Here is an 18375-nt window from a genome sequence, read left to right as displayed (position 1 = left end):
GCCATGTTTTCAATTAAAGACTTTAAAAACAAAAAAATTCTTGTTGCAGGTCTTGGAAAATCAGGAATATCTGTATTAAATCTTCTTCATTCAAAAGGTTTTAATGTAAAAGGATGCGATAAAAACAAAAAAATTCTTGAATCAGATGAAATAAAAAAAATTTCTAACCAAAAAATAAAAATTGTAATTGCCAATAATTTCGAAGAAGAAATTAAAACCAGTGACTTAATTATTTTAAGCCCTGGAATTGATCAAAGGGAAGAAGTCTATATCAAAGCTGTAAATCAAGGAAAAAATGTAATAGGAGAACTTGAAGCAGCTTGGTCTTTTATTGACAAACCAGTTGCCGCCATTACAGGGACAAATGGTAAAAGCACAGTAACAGAACTTACAGCCGACATTCTTGCCCACAGCGGAAAAAAAGTTTTCAGGGGAGGAAATCTTGGAGTTCCTCTTTCCCAGGGTATATCAGACAAGTCAGAATTTGATATCTTTGTTCTAGAAATTTCAAGCTTTCAACTTGATACCTGTGTTAACTTTTCACCTCAAGTAGGAACAATACTTAATATCACCCCAGATCATCTGGACAGATATGAAGATTTTTGTGGCTATAAAAATTCCAAACTTAATCTTTTTAAGAATTTCAACAAAGAAAACACTTCAATAATTAATTATAATGAAAGTTTAAAACTTGAAACAAAAGGCAAAAAAAGTTTTTTCAATATTTTTGACCCAAGTTTCAATAGTGCTTTTGCAAATAAAAAAGAACTTAAAATTTCATTTAATAAAAAAGTAGAAAAAATCAGCCTTAAAAATTTCAAGTTGAAAGGAAGGCATAATCTTGAAAACTTAAGTGCTGCAGCCCTAACTGCACTTGAATCCGGGGGAAGTATTAAAGGAATAAAAAAAGCAATTGAAACTTTTAATCCCCTTCCCCATAGAATGGAGTTTTTGGGCTCCATAAACAATATTTCCTTTATTAATGATTCAAAGGCAACAAATCCTGATTCAGTTATAAAGGCGGTTGAATGCCTTGAGGGAGAAATATCTTTAATCCTGGGGGGAAAAGATAAAGGATATAACTACGGGGTGATGTCAAAAATACTGAACGAAAAAGTAAAAAACATTATCTTAATTGGGGAGGCTTCAAAAAAAATCAATAGCCAAATTAATTTTAAAAGAAAGGCTGTTTTTTCAATTACAATGGAAGATGCTGTAAAAAAAGGCTTTGAAAATATTTCGGAAAAAGGAACTGTAATTCTTTCACCTGGATGCTCAAGTTTTGATATGTTTAAAAACTATTCGCATAGAGGTGAGGCTTTTAAAAACTCTTTCCTTAATTTAAAAAACAGAGAAAACAATAAAAATGACTATTAAACAGCAGATTAGAAATCAAAAAATAATTAAAGAGGATCCCCTTCTTTGGATTTCCTTTTTTCTTATTACAGGCTTTGGCCTGATAATTCTTTATTCTGCAAGCTTTCACTTTGGTGAAAAAGTGTTTAACAATCCATTTTATTTTGTAAAAAAACAGGCTTTACACGGTTTTATGGGTTTGATTCTTTTATTTATTTTCAGATTTATACCTTATTTTTATTTAAAAAAACTAGCATATCCAGGAATTCTTTTATCTATTTGTTTATTGATAGCAATTTTTGTCACTCCTTTCGGGCATAAAGTAGGCGGAGCATATAGATGGTTAAAATTCCCGTTTTTTTCATTTCAGCCAGCGGTTTTTTCATTTTATACAATTATTTTATACCTTGCCCATACTATTTCAAAACATGAAGATGAAATGGATAAGTTTTTTTCAGGAATATTTCCCCACTTCATTCTTTTTATAATTTTTGCATCACTTCTCTACAATCAACCAGATTTTGGTTCTATTATTATAATTGGGGCTCTTATATGGATAATGATTTTTGCTGGAGGAGCAAAAATAAAACAAATGTTGTTAATTGCAGGAACAGGCTTTATTTCAGGTTTTTTTCTTATGATCCAAAGAGACTACAGGGTTGAAAGACTGATAAGCTACCTTAATCCATGGGAATATTCCTCCAGTTTTTCCTATCAAACAACAATGTCTTTAAAAGCTTTTATAAATGGAGGTTTTTTTGGAAAAGGACTTGGAAATGGAATTTTAAAACTTGAGTACCTCCCGGAATCCCACACTGATTTTATTTTCTCAATTATTGGTGAAGAAACAGGCTTTCTTGGTGTTTTTATGATCACCGGTCTTTTTATGGCAATTTTGATAAGAGGATTTAAAATTTCAGAAAATGCACCTGACAAATTTGGCTCACTCCTTGCCCTTGGACTCACTTCAATAATAGGAATTCACATTATTATCAATATGGGGGTAACCCTTTCTCTTCTGCCTCCTAAAGGGTTACCCCTACCTTTTATAAGTTACGGAGGAACATTTCTTATTATGAACATGGCAGGAATTGGAATTCTGCTCAATATAAAGGCAAACTCAAAATGAAAACACAAGCCACCTTTAAAATTGTAATTGCAGGAGGAGGAACAGGAGGTCACCTCTATCCCGGAATTGCCATTGCAGATGAATTTATGAGGCAAAACAGAAAAAATAAAATACTTTTTTTAAATACAGGCAACAAACTGGAAAAAAAGATCCTTTCCATGGAACAATACCCCTCAGCTTCAATTGAGTCGGGAAAATTTATCAACCAGAATATTTTCAATAAAATAAAAACTGTTTTTATAATTTTATCTTCTGTTTCTATAGCTAAAAAAGAACTTGAAAAATTCAAAGCAGACGCAGTTATAGGAGTTGGAGGGTATGTAGGAGTTCCTGTTATAATTGCAGCCTGGCTTAAAAGAATACCTGTATTTCTTCAAGAGCAAAATTCAGTGGCCGGTATTTCAAATAAAATTTTTTCTTTAATTTCAAAAGCAAATTTTGTTTCCTTTGAAAACACAAAACTTGGTTTTGAAAATAAAAAAGTCTTTTCAGGAAACCCTATACGTCGGAAAATATTGGGTGAAAGAAAAAAAGACAATAAAAATAAGTTCACTGTTTTTATAACAGGAGGAAGTCAGGGAGCAAGAGCAATTAACAATGCTATAATTGATTCATTTGATTTTATAGATGAAATTGATAGTTTTTTATTCATTCATCAAACAGGTGAGCCTCAATTTGAAGGAATTGAAAAAATATATAAAAACAAGGGAATAAACAGCTACCCTGCTCCATTTTTTAAAGAAATTGCTGATATATATAAAAAATCTGACTTAATAGTTGCAAGGGCTGGAGCATCAACCCTTGCAGAAATCTCAGGAGCAGGAATACCGGCAATCTTTATTCCCTACCCTTATGCTACTCATAACCATCAATACTATAATTGCATTGAATTTGAAAAAAAAGGGGCAGCCATTGTTATTGAAGAGAAAAATCTTTCAGGAAAAGCTCTTGGAGAGAATATCAGCAATCTCTATAAAGACAAAAAGCTTCTAACCTCAATGGCTGAAAAAATGAAAGAACAATCAATGCCAAACGCTGCTAATAAAATTTATGAAACAATAAAAGGGATATTAGAAAAAAACCATGTTTGATAAGTCATATCATATACATCTTGTTGGTATAGGCGGAATTGGAATGAGCAGTATTGCAGAGATTCTAATTGCCCAGGGCTACAAGGTTTCAGGTTCAGATCTTAATGAAAACAGTAATACTAAAAGACTTAAAAGCCTTGGCGGAGTTATTTTTAAAGGGCATCAAGAAACAAACACAGCTGGAGCAGATGTTATTGTTATTTCTTCTGCTGTTCCTGAATCAAACCCTGAAATAATTTACGCACGTAAAAATGGAATCCCGGTAATTCCAAGAGCTGAAATGCTTGCCGAACTGATGCGACTGAAATACGGAGTTGCAATTGCAGGAGCACATGGAAAAACAACAACAACTTCCCTTATTTCAGAAATTTTAATTGAAGGAAAAATTGACCCCACAATAATTATAGGAGGAAAACTCAAAAGACTTGGGACAAATGCAAGGCTTGGCCTTGGCTCTTTTCTTGTTGCTGAAGCAGACGAATCAGATGGATCATTTCTTAAAATGACCCCTTCAATTGCAATTGTCACAAACATAGACAAAGAGCATCTTGATTATTACGGAACAATTGAAAATATTAAGAAAGACTTTCTTGAGTTTATAAACAAAATTCCTTTTTACGGCCTCAGTATTATCTGCCTTGACAATGAATATATTCAGGAAATAATACCAGATATTAAAAAAAGATATATAACATATGGGCTTCAAAGGCAGGCTGACTACCAGGCAAAAAACATTGAGTTTACAGGGCTTAGAAGTCATTTTGATGTTGAATCCAAAGGAAAGCTCAAAGGAAAAATTTCCCTTAACCTTCCGGGTGAACACAATATTTCCAATGCACTTGCTGCTATAGCTCTTGGATGCGAGCTTGGTATAAGTTTTGAAACAATTCAGTACGCTCTTGAAAAAATATCCGGAGTCCAAAGGAGAATAGAAGTCAAAGGTGAGTATAAAAATCTTCTTCTTATGGACGATTATGGCCATCATCCAACAGAAATACAGACTACTCTTAAAGCAATAAGAAAAGCCTACCCTGAAAAAATTGTTACTGTTATTTTTCAACCCCACAGATATTCACGAACCCAGGCTCTTTTTGAAAGTTTTACAAGATCTTTTTATGAAAGTGACAGGCTTGTTGTAATGCCTATTTATCCTGCTGGAGAAAAACCAATTGAAAGCATAGATAATTTTTCCATTTGTGAAGGAATAAAAAAATACGGGCACAAAGATGTAAATACTTTTTCCTCTGAAGAAGCAGTTCTTGAATATTTGCTTAATTTTAAAGAGGAAAACTCATTAGTACTTACACTTGGAGCAGGAAATATAAACAAGCTGGGTGAAAAATTTCTTTCGAGGCTTTTAAATGATTAAAAAAGAACTCAACAAGCTTGATTTTAAAGGGAACATTTTAACAGACATTGATGTTGGAAAAACAACTGCCTTTAAAACAAAAGCTCTTTGTAATTATTTTATAGAACCTTTTGATTTAAAGTCCCTTTCAATATTAGTTAAATATTTAAAAAAAAAGAACGAGGATTTTTTTATCCTGGGTGGAGGATACAACACTTTAATAAAAACTAATGGGATTAAAATCATTATATCTTTTAAAAGATTTTTCCATAAGTTTGGGCTGGTAAAAGAAACTAAAAATGAAGTTTATTTAAATGTCCAGGCTGGTGCAATGTTGCAAAAGATATGCTGGCATTGTGCAATCAAGGGGTATCAGGGTTTAAACTCACTTATTGGAATTCCGGGAACAATCGGCGGTGCTGTTTTTATGAATGCAGGCACAAAAAAAGGAGATATTTTTTCAGTTATAGAAGAAGTTTTACTAATGGATTATTCAGGAGAACAGTTCAAAGCAGCCAAAAATGAAATTCTCCCCTCTTACAGGGAGCTTAAACTTAAAACAGATAAAAAATTTATAATTCTGGGTTGCACTTTAAAACTTTTAAAAACCAATAGTGAAAAGCTTGTAAAAGAAGCAAAAAAACTTTTAGTTGAAAGAAAAAACTCCCAACCTTTGAACGAAAAAAGCTGCGGTTGTTTTTTTAAAAACCCAGAAAGCTCTCCAGCTGGAATGCTTATTGACAAAACAGGGCTTAAAGATAAAAGAATAGGAGGAGCAAGGGTTTCAAATTTGCATGGTAACTTTATTATAAGTGAAGAAGGCTGTACTGCTTTAGATATAATTAAACTCAAGGAGCTGATTCAAAAAAAAGTAAAAAACAAATTTGATCTAACACTTGAACCGGAGGTTAAAATTGTCGGCAGGGACTGATGAAACAAGAATACCAAATTGGAAAAAAATAATTTATTTTATTTTTCATACTTTATTTATTTTCCTTCTGGGAACAGGCTTCATTTTTGCCCATGACATGGTAACCAAAACCAAGGAGTTTCCAATAAAAAAAATAAAAATAACCGGGAATCATTACCTTGGAAAAGAAGAAATTAAAACAATTGCAGGATTTTTTGAAGGTGACAATATTTTTGGACTTAATATTTCAATGGCAAGACTCAAGCTTGAAAACAATCAATGGATAAAAAACGCAAAAGTAAAAAGAATTCTGCCTGATGTCCTAGAAGTTGAAATTACTGAGGAAAAACCCCTGGCTAAAATCAGTCTCAAAGAAAATTTTATAATTAATGAACAAGGTCATTTATTCAAAAAATATGAAAACAAAGATAAATTTCTTGGGATTCCTGAAGTTACTGGGTTGAATTATTCTGATTTTATAAATAAAAACCATTATTATTCTCTTATAATGGAGACCTTGAAAACTACCAATATTTTATTTAATACCAATTCAAGGCTGCATTTAGACAAAGATATTGGAATTACACTATACAATACTGATTCTTTCAGTGAAATTCTGATTGGATTTACAGATTTAGAAAAAAAAATCAAAAGCTTAAGTATTGTAAAATTATATTTAAAAAAGAAGTTTAACGAGATTAAGATCGAAAAAATTAACTTATCGAATAAAAATCGGGTGGTCTTGAAACCCTTTCCTGCTATGGGCTAAAAGAAGGAGGATAAATTGGCACAAAAAGGCGAAATAATTGTAGGGCTGGATATTGGTACAACAAAAGTTCGGGCTGTTGTAGGAGAGGTAATAAATAATGAGGTGCAAATAATCGGAATTGGGGAAGAAGACTCCACTGGAATCAAAAAAGGTGCAATTGTTGATATTACTTCCACTGTAAATGCTATTAAAAGAGCTGTAGACGAAGCTGAAATAATGGCAGATTGTGAGATTTCCGAAGTTTATGCCGGTATTTCTGGACAGCATATCAAAGGCTATTCAGGATCCGGAGTCATAATGACAAACAATAATGAAATAAAAAAAGACGATGTAGAAAGAGTTATTGAACAGGCTACAGCACTTATTTCATCCAAAACCCTTCAAAAGGATTCAGAAATTATCCATGTTCTTCCCCAGGAGTTCATCGTCAATGAACAGCATGGAATCCAAAATCCTGTTGGAATGGCAGGCGGAACACTTGAAGTAAAAGTTCATCTTGTTTCAGGCCCCTCAAGCTTTATTCAAAATATTTACAAATGCGTTTACAATGCAGATATGGAAGTAAAAAAAATAGTACTTGAACCTCTGGCTGCTGCTTCGGCAGTTCTTACAGATGAAGAAAAAGAGCATGGGGTTGCCCTTATAGATATTGGGGGAAGCTCAGCTGATATGTCTATATTTTCAGGAGGAAACATTAAGTACACCTATGTGCTGCCCATAGGCGGCAACACTATTACTAAAGATATCTCCATTGTTATGGGAACAACTGTACAGGCTGCAGAAGAGCTTAAAATAAAACAAGGAGAATGCCTTTCAGCAAACATTGACGCTGATGAACTTATAAATATACCTGCGATGGGCAAAAAAGAAGGTAATGAAACCCATAGACAAATTTTATGTGAAGTTATTGAAAAGAGAACAGAAGAAATCTTATCTCTTTTATATGATGAAATTTACAGAGCTGGAATGCAGGATGAAATTTCCTCAGGATTTGTAATCACAGGCGGCACTGCAAATTTGAAAGACATTGGGGAACTAGCAGAGTCTGTACTTAATGCCCCTGTAAGAATAGGAAAGCCCTCTAAGTTAAACGGGCTCACAGAAATGATAAATAAACCACAGTTTGTTACTGTTGCCGGTCTTGTTAAATTTGGTGCAAAAGAAATCCATGAAAATAAAACAACCCAGAAAAAAAAGAACAAGGCAACCAAATTTTTTCAACAATTAATAGACTGGTTTAAATAATAATTTAATTAAAACCCGAAATAAAAAAGGCTTATATAAAGGAGGCAAGAATGAGTTTTTCATATGTAGAAAATGAAAATGCTGCCAAACTAAAAATAATCGGAATCGGTGGTGCAGGCGGGAATGCTGTAAACAATATGATTGAATCTGAACTTGAAGGGGTTAAATTTATTGTTGCAAATACAGACGCCCAGGATCTTGAAAAATCTAAAGCTCCTGTAAAAATTCAAATCGGGACAACAACAACTCTTGGACTTGGAGCAGGAGCAGACCCTCAAAAAGGCAAACAGTCTGCTCTTGAGAGTGCTGATGCAATAAGAGAGTCCCTTAAAGATGCTCATATGGTATTTATTGCAGCCGGACTTGGAGGAGGAACAGGAACAGGAGCAGCTCCTGTTGTTGCTAAAATCTGCAAGGAAATGGATATACTCACAGTTGCCGTTGTTACAAAACCTTTTTCTTTTGAAGGTAAAAGAAGGAAAGCTCAAGCAGACCAGGGACTTGAAGAACTCAGGGAAATAGTTGATACTGTAATTTCCATCCCAAACGATAAACTGACAAAATTTGCTCCTAAAAATGCAACTGTAGTTGAAATGTTTAAAAAAGCAGATGAAATTCTCCATCATTCAGTCAAGGGAATTTCAGACCTTATTTTTAAGCCGGGTCTTGTAAACCTGGACTTTGCAGACGTGAAAACAATAATGTCAAATGCCGGAGTAGCTCTTATGGGCATAGGAACAGCTTCTGGTGAAACAAGGGCATCGGAAGCAGCTGAAAAAGCAATTTCCCATCCTCTGCTTGATGATATCTCAGTTAAAGGAGCAACAGGAATTCTTGTTAATATTACCTCATCTGAAAATCTTGCAATGTCTGAACTTACTGAGGCAATGGATAGAATTTACCAGGATGCCGGTGAAGATGTTAACCTTATCTGGGGTCAGGCAATGGATGAAAATCTTGAAGAAGAAATTCAAATAACTGTTATTGCCACAGGGATAGAAAGCTCAAGAAGTATTTCCACATCAAATTTTGACAATGATTCTTTTTATTCAAGAAATGGTGTCAATACCCCTACAAGAGGAAGGATAAGACCTGCTACCTCAACTATAATTTCAGAGCCTGAAAACTTCAACTCAGAAAATGTTGTAAAATACAAAAAACTTAGAAATGAACCTATAATCAAACGTACAAGCAAGGTTGAAGGACAGGATACCCATTTCAGCGAAGAGGAAAGGAATAGATTTTCAGAAATGCTTCATAAGCCTGCTTTTTACAGGAACAAAAGAAAAGCCGCAACCAAGCTGGACGTTCCAACTTTTTTAAGAAAAGAAGCTGATTAATCAATTCATTTTCAGTGCTAAACAAAGCTAAGTTAGTTTTTCAGCACCTATATAAACCATTCTTTGGCATGCTTTGGTGCAAAAGAATAGGCCTATAAAAAATGGCCGCTGGATCAGCGGCCATCTAAACAAAGTTTATTTTATCATTTCTCGAATAACAATTTTTAATCTTGCTTCTGCCCTTTGATAGGCAGCTCTAGCTCTTTCTAAATCTATCTCTTCTTGTTTAGAAACGTAATCGTCAAGCCTTTTTTCAGCACGTTTCTTGGCTTCTTCAGCCCTTTTAAGATCAATTTCTTCTCTAGTTTCTGCTGCATCAGCAAGAATTGTAACCTTATTTGGAAGAGCTTCTGCAAATCCGCCTTTTATAAAAACAACTTTTTCCTGACCACCACTAGTTAAATACCTTAAACTGCCTGTTCTAAGAGATGTAAGAAAAGGAGTATGCCCTTTAAGTACACCAAAATCCCCAAGTTCACCGGGAGAAACAATCATTTCTGCCTCGTCCACAGATATAACTATTCTCTCAGGGGTGACAATTTCGAGACTGATTTTTCCAGCCATAATTCCCCCTTATCCAATTAATCTTCAGCTTCCATCTTTTCAGCTTTGGCAACTGCTTCATCAATAGTACCAACCATATAAAAAGCCTGTTCAGGAAGATTATCGTATTTACCCTCGCAAATGCCCTTGAATGACTTTATTGTATCTTCAATCTTAACATAGCACCCTTTCATACCAGTGAATTGCTCTGCAACATGGAAAGGCTGAGACAAAAATCTCTGAATTTTTCTTGCCCTGGAAACAACAATCCTGTCTTCATCTGAAAGTTCATCAACACCTAGAATTGCAATGATATCCTGAAGATCTTTGTATTTTTGGAGTACAACCTGAACAGTTCTTGCGACATTATAATGTTCTTCTCCAACAACATTTGCATCAAGAATTCTTGAAGTTGAATCAAGAGGGTCAACCGCTGGATAAATACCAAGTTCAGAAATAGAACGGGAAAGAACAACAGTACCGTCAAGATGGGCAAAAGTTGTTGCTGGTGCAGGGTCTGTAAGGTCATCTGCAGGAACATAAACACACTGAACTGAAGTAATTGAACCTTTATTTGTTGAAGTGATTCTTTCCTGGAGATCCCCCATATCCTCAGCAAGCGTAGGCTGATAGCCAACAGCAGAAGGCATGCGACCAAGAAGAGCTGAAACCTCTGAGCCTGCTTGTGAAAAACGGAAAATATTATCAATAAAAAGAAGAACATCCTGACCTTCTTCATCCCTGAAATATTCAGCTGAAGTAAGGGCTGAAAGAGCAACTCTCATGCGTGCTCCAGGAGGTTCTGTCATCTGACCATAAACAAGGGATGCTTTTGAAAGTACCCCTGACTCTTTCATTTCTTCATAGAGGTCATTACCCTCTCTTGTACGCTCACCAACACCGCCGAAAACAGAAACACCGCCATGGTGCATGGCTATATTGTTAATCATTTCCATCATAATAACAGTTTTTCCAACGCCGGCACCACCAAAAAGGCCCATTTTACCTCCCCTTGGGAAGGGGACAAGAAGGTCTATAACTTTGATACCTGTTTCCAAAACCTTAACAGAAGTGTCTAAGTCCACAAGATCTGGAGCAGGCCTGTGAATAGACATCTGCTTTTCTCTTGAAATTTCACCCATCCCGTCAACAGGATCACCTGTAACGTTAAGTACTCTACCTAAGACTGCTTCACCAACAGGTATGGAGATAGGAGCTCCTGAGTCCTTAACCGCCATCCCTCTAACAAGGCCGTCGGTTGTACCCATTGAAATTGTTCTTACAAGATTATCTCCAAGATGCTGAGCTACCTCACATACAAGGTTATCTTCTTTATCATCAATAGCAGGGTTTGTTATTATCAATGCAGTGAGAATCGAGGGTAGTTTTCCGGGTTCAAACTCCACATCAACAACAGGTCCTGCAACCCGCCTAACTCTACCTATATTTTCTGCCATTTTATATGCCTCCAATTAAAAAAATTAGCCTTTCAGTGCTTCTGCGCCGCCGACAATATCCATGAGGTCGGCTGTAACAGCTGCCTGTCTTGTTTTATTATACAGCTTGTTAAGATCTTTTATCATATCATTACACGCCCTTGTTGCATTATCCATAGCAATCATTCTTGCGGCATGCTCACTTGCCGAAGTTTCAAGAAGCCCTCTGAATATCTGAATCTGAACACTTCTAGGCAGCATTTCCTCCAACACAGCCTCAGGTGAGGGTTCACAAATATGCTCGGCAAGATAACCCTCTTCTTCCACAGATTCTTCAAAGATGGACTGAGGCCTTTCTATAGGAAGGATTTTAGAAACTACAGGGATTTGTCTACTCATACTCTGAAATTCGGAATAAATCATATAAACTTCATCGGCTTCCCCCGAAAGAAAAAGATTGATCAAATCAATTCCAGATCTTTCTGCAATTTCAAAACTAAAATTTGTTCCTACTATGTCAAGGTGAGATTTTAATATCCTCAAATCTCTTTTTACAGACCAGTCCCTTCCTTTTTTTCCAAAAGCAGTTATTGTAATATTTTTATCAGAATTCTTATTTACAAGCTCTTCTATTTCATCAAGCAACGATTCATTAAAAGCACCGCAAAGACCCCTGTCAGATGTACACACAACTATGTGTACAGTTTTAATCTCATCACGGGGTTCAAGTAGCTTTGAAGAAATATTGGTAGCTTTTGCTGCCAGGCTTGCTAAAACTTCAGCATATTTTTCAGCATAGGGCCTGAACGCATCAATTTTTCTCTGGCTTCCCCTGAGTCTTGAAGCAGCTACCATATTCATAGCCCTGGTTATCTGCTTGGTTTTTTTAACCCCGGTGATTTTATGAGTGAGATCCTTTAATGTAGCCATTTAAATCAACCTTATGAATTAAAATTATTTTATTGTGTCTTCAAACTCCTCTGCATACGCAGTCAGAGCTTCCTTAAGCAGACTTTCTGTTTTTTCAGAAAGCTGTCTTTCAGTATTTATATTTTCAAATATTTCAGGAAATCTGTCTTCAATAAACGGATAAAGTCCTGCTTCATATTTTGCAACCAGGATTCTTTCATATTTATCAAGAAAACCATTGGTACCCGCATAAATCACTGCAACCTGTTTTTCAAAAGGAAGCGGTTGGTATTGAGGCTGCTTAAGAATTTCAACCAGTCTTTCACCTCTTTTAAGCTGTCTTTGTGTTGCAGCGTCAAGATCACTTCCAAAAGCTGCAAAAGACTCAAGCTCTCTATATTGAGCAAGGTCAAGACGAAGAGTACCTGCAACTTTTTTCATTGCTTTTTCCTGGGCGGAACCACCAACCCTTGAAACCGAAATACCAACGTTAACAGCAGGTCTTACTCCTGAAAAGAAAAGACCGGGCTCAAGATAAATCTGACCATCTGTAATAGAAATAACGTTTGTAGGAATAAATGCTGAAACATCACCTTCAAGAGTTTCAACAACCGGAAGTGCTGTCATTGAACCTGCACCAAGCTCATCGCTCAATTTAGCTGAACGCTCAAGAAGTCTTGAGTGGTTGTAAAATACGTCTCCGGGAAAAGCTTCACGACCAGGAGGTCTTCTAAGAAGAAGAGAAACCTGCCTGTATGCTGCAGCCTGTTTAGAAAGGTCATCGTAAACTACAAGAGAGTGCTCTCCCTTTTCCATAAAATATTCCGCCATGGCACATCCTGCATATGGTGCTAGATACTGAAGAGGTGCCGGGTCACTTGCACATGCAGCAACAACAGTAGTGTATTCCATAGCTCCATGCTCTTCAAGAACTGAAACAACCTGGGCAACAGTTGATTTTTTCTGTCCGCAAGCTACATATACGCACTTAATTCCGCTGTTTTTCTGATTAAGAATAGCATCAACACCTATTGCTGTTTTACCAATCTGACGATCTCCGATGATAAGTTCCCTTTGCCCTCTGCCTACAGGAATCATTGCGTCAATCGCCTTGAGACCTGTGTACATTGGCTCATGAACACTTTTTCTGTCAATAATACCGGGAGCCATTTTTTCAAGGTTGTTAAACTGCTTGGCTTCAAGAGGCCCTTTTCCATCAATTGGATTTCCAAGGGTATCAACCACTCTTCCAAGAAGTTCCGGACCTACAGGAACCTGAGCAATCCTTCCGGTTCTTCTAGCAATATCACCTTCCCTGATAAGAGTATCTTCACCCATAAGGGCAATACCAACATGGTCCTCTTCAAGGTTTAAAACAAGTCCTATAAGGTTTCCGGGGAATTCAACAAGTTCAAGAGCCATTACATTTTCAAGTCCGTAAACTCTGGCAATTCCATCACCTACAGACAATACGACACCGGTCTCCGCAAGATCCACCGACTTGTCAAAACCCTTAATCTGATCTTTGATAATTTGGCTTATTTCTTCTGCTTTGATTTCCATCAGCTTACTTCACCCCTTTTAAAAGATTCTTTCATATTTTCTAATTGTGTTTTAATGCTTCCATCATAGACAAGATCACCGATAACAGTGATGATTCCACCAATAATTTCCGGATCGTTTTTAAGTTCAACCTCAATTTGCTTTCCTGTTTTTGCAGAAAGAGCAGATTTTAACTTATCAACTATGTCTTCAGAAAGAGGTGAGGCAGATGTAATTACAGCTCTACCGATATTGCTAATTTCATCTGCTAGCTTTTGGTAATTTTCGTTGATTTCGTAAACAAGCCCTATTCTTGCCTTGTCAAACAAAAGCATAATAAAGGATTCCATTGTCTCTGACATAGACAGTTCTTCCATGACATTAAGCAGAACCTGTCTCCTGTCCGAACGCCCATAAAGAGGATTCAAAAGAAATTCAGAAAGCTCTTTGTTAGACTCAAACACTGCAGCAATTGAAGAAATCTCCTTTGCATAATCACCAATTTTGGCATCTGACTGACCAATAAGTATAAGTGCTTTAGCATAACGTCTTGCAACAACAATATTTTTCATTATGCCACCACCTTTCTGATATAGTCAGAAACAATTTTTTCCTGATCTTCTTCAGTGATGTTTTCTCTGATCAGTTTTTCCGCTTCTAAAACTGCTTTTTCTACAATCTCTCTTGAAAGCGATTCTCTGGCCAGTTTAAACTCCTGCTCAATTTTTCTTTCTGCCTGAATTTGAAGCTTTTCAGCCGAAATTTTTGCCTCGGCAATAATCTTCTCTCTAGCTTTTTCTCCTTGCTCCACGTAGGTATCGACTATTGTCTTTACTTCTTCTTCAAGGGATTCCATTTTTTTCTGAAATTTGTGCAATTCCTTTTCAGCTTCTTCTTTTTTTAATTCAAGCTCTGAAATTTCCAACTTAAGATTTTCAATTCGCTGGGAAAAAAAATTAGAAACAGGCTTCCTTAAAAGCACAAATAAAACAGACACAAGAACTGCAAAGTTAAGCAGCTTGTAACTATCTATGGTTCCCCATCCGCCTCCGTGGGATCCGCCCTCAGTTCCTCCTGCACTTGCTGAAACAGCTGCAGCCGAAACCAACAGCAGAAGAAGGAGAAAAAAAACAATTTTCCCAATCTTCATCAAATAACCCTCCCCAAAACTTTTTTTGCAATTTGTGAGGCAAATTCACCAATATCTTTTTCCAATGAAGCTCTAGCAGCTTCAGTTTCATTACTTATTTTCACTTTGACTTCATTAAACTTTGCCATTGAATCTTTCTGAAGCTGAGACAAAACTTTACTTTCATCTTCAGAGGCTTTTTCTATGATTTCATTTTTTTTCCTGGCACCTTCAATTCTTGCTGACTTAATATTTTCACGAAATTCAATTTCGCCTTGTTTTGCATTAAACACCGCTTTTTCTGCATCATCTGAAAGAGAGTCAACCACCTTCTTTCTTTTAGCAAGAATACCTCTTACAGGCTTATAAAGAACTATATTTAACACAATAATCAATACCACAAAATTGACAATCTGAATAATAACTGAACTATTCAGGCTAATATCAACAGACATAACCCCCCCCTGAAAACCTCTATTAAAATTATTAACAATTGTTTTTTAAGTCTCGCCCTACCACCTTTTGGCTTAAAGTGTCAATTTGTTTTTGGGAAATCCGGCTTTATTAAGGATTCTAAATCAAAATTAAGCGACTAATTCTTTAATTTACCTAATTTGACTTTGTATTTTTTTAATATCATTTTTATTTTTCTTTTTTACTCAAAATCTTTAATTTATTCAAGGCTTCGTAACTATTTTATCTTGGCATAAAATTTCTCATGCTTACACTCATAAGAATTCCCATTGCAGACATAATTGTTATAACAGATGTTCCTCCATAACTTATAAGAGGAAGAGGCATACCCACAACAGGGAAAATACCCATAACCATCCCAAGGTTTATAAAGAGCTGCCAAAAAACCATAGATACAACACCAACTGAAACAATAATACCAAACTTATTGCGACAGCTTCCCGCTATTTTAAGCCCCCATACAAGAATAAAAAAATAAAGGGATAGAAAAATTATACTCCCAAGAAACCCCCATTCCTCGGCAAACACTGAAAAAATAAAATCTGTGTGCTGTTCTGGAAGAAAAGACAATGCATTCTGAGTTCCGTGGCAATAACCTTTCCCATAAAACATCCCTGAACCGATTGCAATTTTTGATTGAATTATATGGTAACCTGCACCAAGAGGATCTTGGCCTGGATTTAAAAAACTAATTATCCTTTCCTTTTGATACTCCTTAAGAAAAAAAAAATAAAAAACAACACCACCAAAACCCATTCCACCAACCAAAGATAAAAGAGTTTTTTTCTCAACCTTAACAAACAAAATCACCAAAGAGGCAATAAAAACAAGAATCCCAGCAGTGCCAAGATCTGGCTGCTTCAAAATTAAAAAAAAGGGGATCATTGTATACATGATGGGCAACGCCAGAGATTTAAATCCCACCCCTCCCATAAAAATATTTTTAGAAAAATGTCTTGCAAGTACAAGCACAAGGGAAATTTTTGAAAGTTCAGAAGGCTGAAAATTTATAATTCCAAAAGAAATCCATCTTTGAGAACCACCAGCCAATTTACCTTCATAAAGAACATAAATAAGGCAAAGATTAACTGCCCAATAAAAAAAAAGACTCCATCTTTCATAAAAATGGTAATCAACAATTCCCAAAACAAAAAACAATAAAAGCCCTGCAAAAAACCATATGCCCTGTTTTAAAACAAAATCCGAGCCATAAACAACGCCTTCTTTGTGGGTAGCACTGTATATTTCACCAAGACTTATAAAGAAAAGAACCAGGATCAGCACAAACAAAACCCAGTCAAAATTAGCAAACACCCTTTTATCAATCATTTGCTTCTTGCTCTTCATCAAAAAAATGTTTTTCAATTATTTTTTTTGCAATGGGAGCTGCAGTTCTTGAACCATGTTCTCCATGTTCCACCAAGACAGCAACAGCAATCTTAGGATTTTCCACAGGAGCAAAAGCTATAAACCAGGCATGGGGCAGCCAATTTTTTTTCTTCCCCTTATTCATTTTATATTTTTCACTGCTGACAACCTGAGCAGTTCCTGTTTTACCAGCTATCCTTATTTTGTCGGATCTGACAGAATAGCCTGTTCCTGGACTAGAATTTACCACAAGATCAAGCCCTTCATCTATAAGTTTAAGATATTCTTTCTGAATGCCAAGTTCTTGTTTTTTACTTCCAGCTGTTTCTTTTACCACAAAGCCCTTAGAATCAACTATTTTTTTTACAAGAAAAGGCTTTACAAGACTCCCCCCATTTGCAAACACAGATGTCATTACAGCCATTTGGAGAGGAGTTACAAGACTATATCCCTGACCTATAATTACTGAAAGAGTTTCTCCGCCCTGCCAGCTCTTTCCTAATCTTTGCATCTTCCACTTTGAGTCTGGAACAAGCCCTGCTTCTTCATTTTCAATTTCTATTCCTGTTTTGCTGCCAAGACCAAAAAGTTTGGAATATTCAGCAAGCTTATCAACACCAAGCTTCACACCAAGCTTATAAAAATAAACATCGCAAGACTCAATAAGAGCCTGCTTAACATCTATGTTTCCATGCCCATAGCTGTTCCAGCACCTAAAAAACCTGTCTCCGTAAAAATATCTGCCTGAGCAAAAGTGTTTTTCTTCAGGTCCTATAATTCCTTCAACAAGGCCAGCTGCTGCCGGAATCATTTTAAAAATTGAACCGGGAGGATATTTACCTTGAATAGCCTTGTTTTCAAGAGGTCTTAGAGGATTATTTACAAGCTCCTTCCATTGGGCTTCACTCATACCTGTAACAAAAAGGTTTTCATTAAAAGAAGGGGTGCTTACCATACACAAAATTTCACCTGAGTAAGGATCCATGGCCACAACAGCTCCTGCCTCTTCCCCAAGAAGTTCAACCGCATATTTCTGAAGCTCAAGATCTATTGTAAGGTGAAGGTTGTTACCCGGAACAGCAGGCAATTCATTGAGAACCTTCATGATCTTTCCTCTTGCGTTTACTTCAACCTGAGCTCCACCGTACACACCTCTCAGGTAGTCTTCAAACTTTTTCTCAACTCCTGACTTCCCTACATAATCACCAATTCTTAGGGGAATATCACTTTTTTTCTTAAGAAAATCCGTGTCCGTCTCTCCAAGATATCCTATAAGATGTGAGGCTGTTCCAGGATAAAGATAATCTCTTTTCGGCTCAACACTAATATATACACCTGGCAAAAAAAACTGATTGATTTCTATTTTAGCAACAATGTCCCTGTCAACATCATTTGCGAGAGTAACAGACTTGAAAGGACTATATATAAGGGCTTTTTTAAGTTCCTTTCCTATTCCAGGGTTTATTTCTATTATTTTACCAAGAGTTATTAAAAGTTCATCAATTGAACCTACATCCTTAGGAACAACTCTAACATTGAAGGAAGGTCTATTGTCCACAATAAGCTTTCCATTCCTGTCAAAAATAAGCCCCCTTGCCGGAATAAGCCTTTGGATTCGAACACTATTGTTTAATGAAAGTTTTCTATAAGTTTCACCTTTGATAACTTGAAGCCAAAAAAGCCTAATTCCCAGAATAAAAAAAGCCACACTTATCCATATTAAAAAAAAATTGAGTCTGGCTCTAAACCATTCAGGCTCGGGATTTCCATCAATACGAACAACCAC

The 18375-nt window shown here is 36.0% G+C and carries 17 protein-coding genes; 8 read left to right on the top strand and 9 right to left on the bottom strand.

All coding sequences use genetic code 11. The annotated features are described in order from the left end of the window. Nucleotides 1–3 precede the first annotated feature (3 nt). The 8 genes from murD to ftsZ are packed head-to-tail and all read left to right on the top strand — an operon-like array spanning nucleotide 4 to nucleotide 9188. Nucleotides 4–1377 (top strand): UDP-N-acetylmuramoyl-L-alanine--D-glutamate ligase, encoded by a 1374-nt coding sequence (gene murD, locus RBR53_01805; GenBank protein ID MDY0131378.1) that lies wholly within the window; start codon nucleotides 4–6, stop codon nucleotides 1375–1377. Beyond that, a complete protein-coding gene (gene ftsW, locus RBR53_01800) occupies nucleotides 1367–2485 on the top strand; it encodes a putative lipid II flippase FtsW (GenBank protein MDY0131377.1) in 1119 nt (372 codons plus the stop codon). The genes murD and ftsW overlap by 11 nt, the downstream gene beginning before the upstream one ends. Then, nucleotides 2482–3576, top strand: coding sequence for an undecaprenyldiphospho-muramoylpentapeptide beta-N-acetylglucosaminyltransferase (murG, locus tag RBR53_01795; GenBank protein ID MDY0131376.1), 1095 nt, complete (start codon nucleotides 2482–2484; stop codon nucleotides 3574–3576). The genes ftsW and murG overlap by 4 nt, the downstream gene beginning before the upstream one ends. Beyond that, nucleotides 3569–4945 carry a UDP-N-acetylmuramate--L-alanine ligase gene (murC, locus tag RBR53_01790; GenBank protein MDY0131375.1) on the top strand — a complete coding sequence of 459 codons (1377 nt, stop codon included), beginning with the start codon at nucleotides 3569–3571 and terminating at the stop codon, nucleotides 4943–4945. The genes murG and murC overlap by 8 nt, the downstream gene beginning before the upstream one ends. Continuing rightward, entirely contained in the window at nucleotides 4938–5855 is a 918-nt protein-coding gene (murB, locus tag RBR53_01785) for a UDP-N-acetylmuramate dehydrogenase (protein MDY0131374.1), read from the top strand. The genes murC and murB overlap by 8 nt, the downstream gene beginning before the upstream one ends. Next, nucleotides 5839–6603, top strand: coding sequence for an FtsQ-type POTRA domain-containing protein (locus RBR53_01780; protein MDY0131373.1), 765 nt, complete (start codon nucleotides 5839–5841; stop codon nucleotides 6601–6603). Before murB ends, RBR53_01780 begins: the two co-directional genes overlap by 17 nt. Before the next feature lie 15 nt (nucleotides 6604–6618). Then, a complete protein-coding gene (gene ftsA, locus RBR53_01775; protein MDY0131372.1) occupies nucleotides 6619–7848 on the top strand; it encodes a cell division protein FtsA in 1230 nt (409 codons plus the stop codon). A gap of 50 nt (nucleotides 7849–7898) precedes the next feature. Next, a complete protein-coding gene (ftsZ, locus tag RBR53_01770) occupies nucleotides 7899–9188 on the top strand; it encodes a cell division protein FtsZ (protein ID MDY0131371.1) in 1290 nt (429 codons plus the stop codon). A 135-nt stretch (nucleotides 9189–9323) separates the two neighbouring features. Here ftsZ and atpC read toward each other — a convergent pair whose 3' ends face one another. From atpC to mrdA, 9 genes are all read right to left on the bottom strand, one after another. Beyond that, nucleotides 9324–9752, bottom strand: a complete 429-nt coding sequence (gene atpC / locus RBR53_01765; protein MDY0131370.1) for an ATP synthase F1 subunit epsilon — start codon at nucleotides 9750–9752, stop codon at nucleotides 9324–9326. A 17-nt stretch (nucleotides 9753–9769) separates the two neighbouring features. Continuing rightward, entirely contained in the window at nucleotides 9770–11188 is a 1419-nt protein-coding gene (atpD, locus tag RBR53_01760) for a F0F1 ATP synthase subunit beta (GenBank protein ID MDY0131369.1), read from the bottom strand. A 24-nt stretch (nucleotides 11189–11212) separates the two neighbouring features. Beyond that, entirely contained in the window at nucleotides 11213–12097 is an 885-nt protein-coding gene (gene atpG / locus RBR53_01755) for an ATP synthase F1 subunit gamma (GenBank protein ID MDY0131368.1), read from the bottom strand. Between the two features lie 24 nt (nucleotides 12098–12121). Further along, nucleotides 12122–13639, bottom strand: coding sequence for a F0F1 ATP synthase subunit alpha (gene atpA / locus RBR53_01750; protein MDY0131367.1), 1518 nt, complete (start codon nucleotides 13637–13639; stop codon nucleotides 12122–12124). After that, nucleotides 13639–14190 (bottom strand): ATP synthase F1 subunit delta, encoded by a 552-nt coding sequence (gene atpH / locus RBR53_01745; protein ID MDY0131366.1) that lies wholly within the window; start codon nucleotides 14188–14190, stop codon nucleotides 13639–13641. The genes atpA and atpH overlap by 1 nt, the downstream gene beginning before the upstream one ends. After that, complete coding sequence (locus RBR53_01740; protein ID MDY0131365.1) at nucleotides 14190–14768, bottom strand: hypothetical protein; 579 nt, start codon at nucleotides 14766–14768, stop codon at nucleotides 14190–14192. The genes atpH and RBR53_01740 overlap by 1 nt, the downstream gene beginning before the upstream one ends. Beyond that, complete coding sequence (locus RBR53_01735) at nucleotides 14768–15202, bottom strand: ATP synthase F0 subunit B (protein MDY0131364.1); 435 nt, start codon at nucleotides 15200–15202, stop codon at nucleotides 14768–14770. The genes RBR53_01740 and RBR53_01735 overlap by 1 nt, the downstream gene beginning before the upstream one ends. A 241-nt stretch (nucleotides 15203–15443) precedes the next feature. Then, a complete protein-coding gene (gene rodA / locus RBR53_01730; GenBank protein ID MDY0131363.1) occupies nucleotides 15444–16550 on the bottom strand; it encodes a rod shape-determining protein RodA in 1107 nt (368 codons plus the stop codon). Then, entirely contained in the window at nucleotides 16543–18375 is a 1833-nt protein-coding gene (gene mrdA, locus RBR53_01725) for a penicillin-binding protein 2 (protein ID MDY0131362.1), read from the bottom strand. The genes rodA and mrdA overlap by 8 nt, the downstream gene beginning before the upstream one ends.

The sequence above is a fragment of the Desulforegulaceae bacterium genome (genome assembly GCA_034006035.1).
GTDB lineage: Bacteria > Desulfobacterota > Desulfobacteria > Desulfobacterales > JACKCP01 > JACKCP01.
Note: the sequence above shows the minus strand (reverse complement) of the source record. Positions and strands in the feature narration are given on the sequence as shown.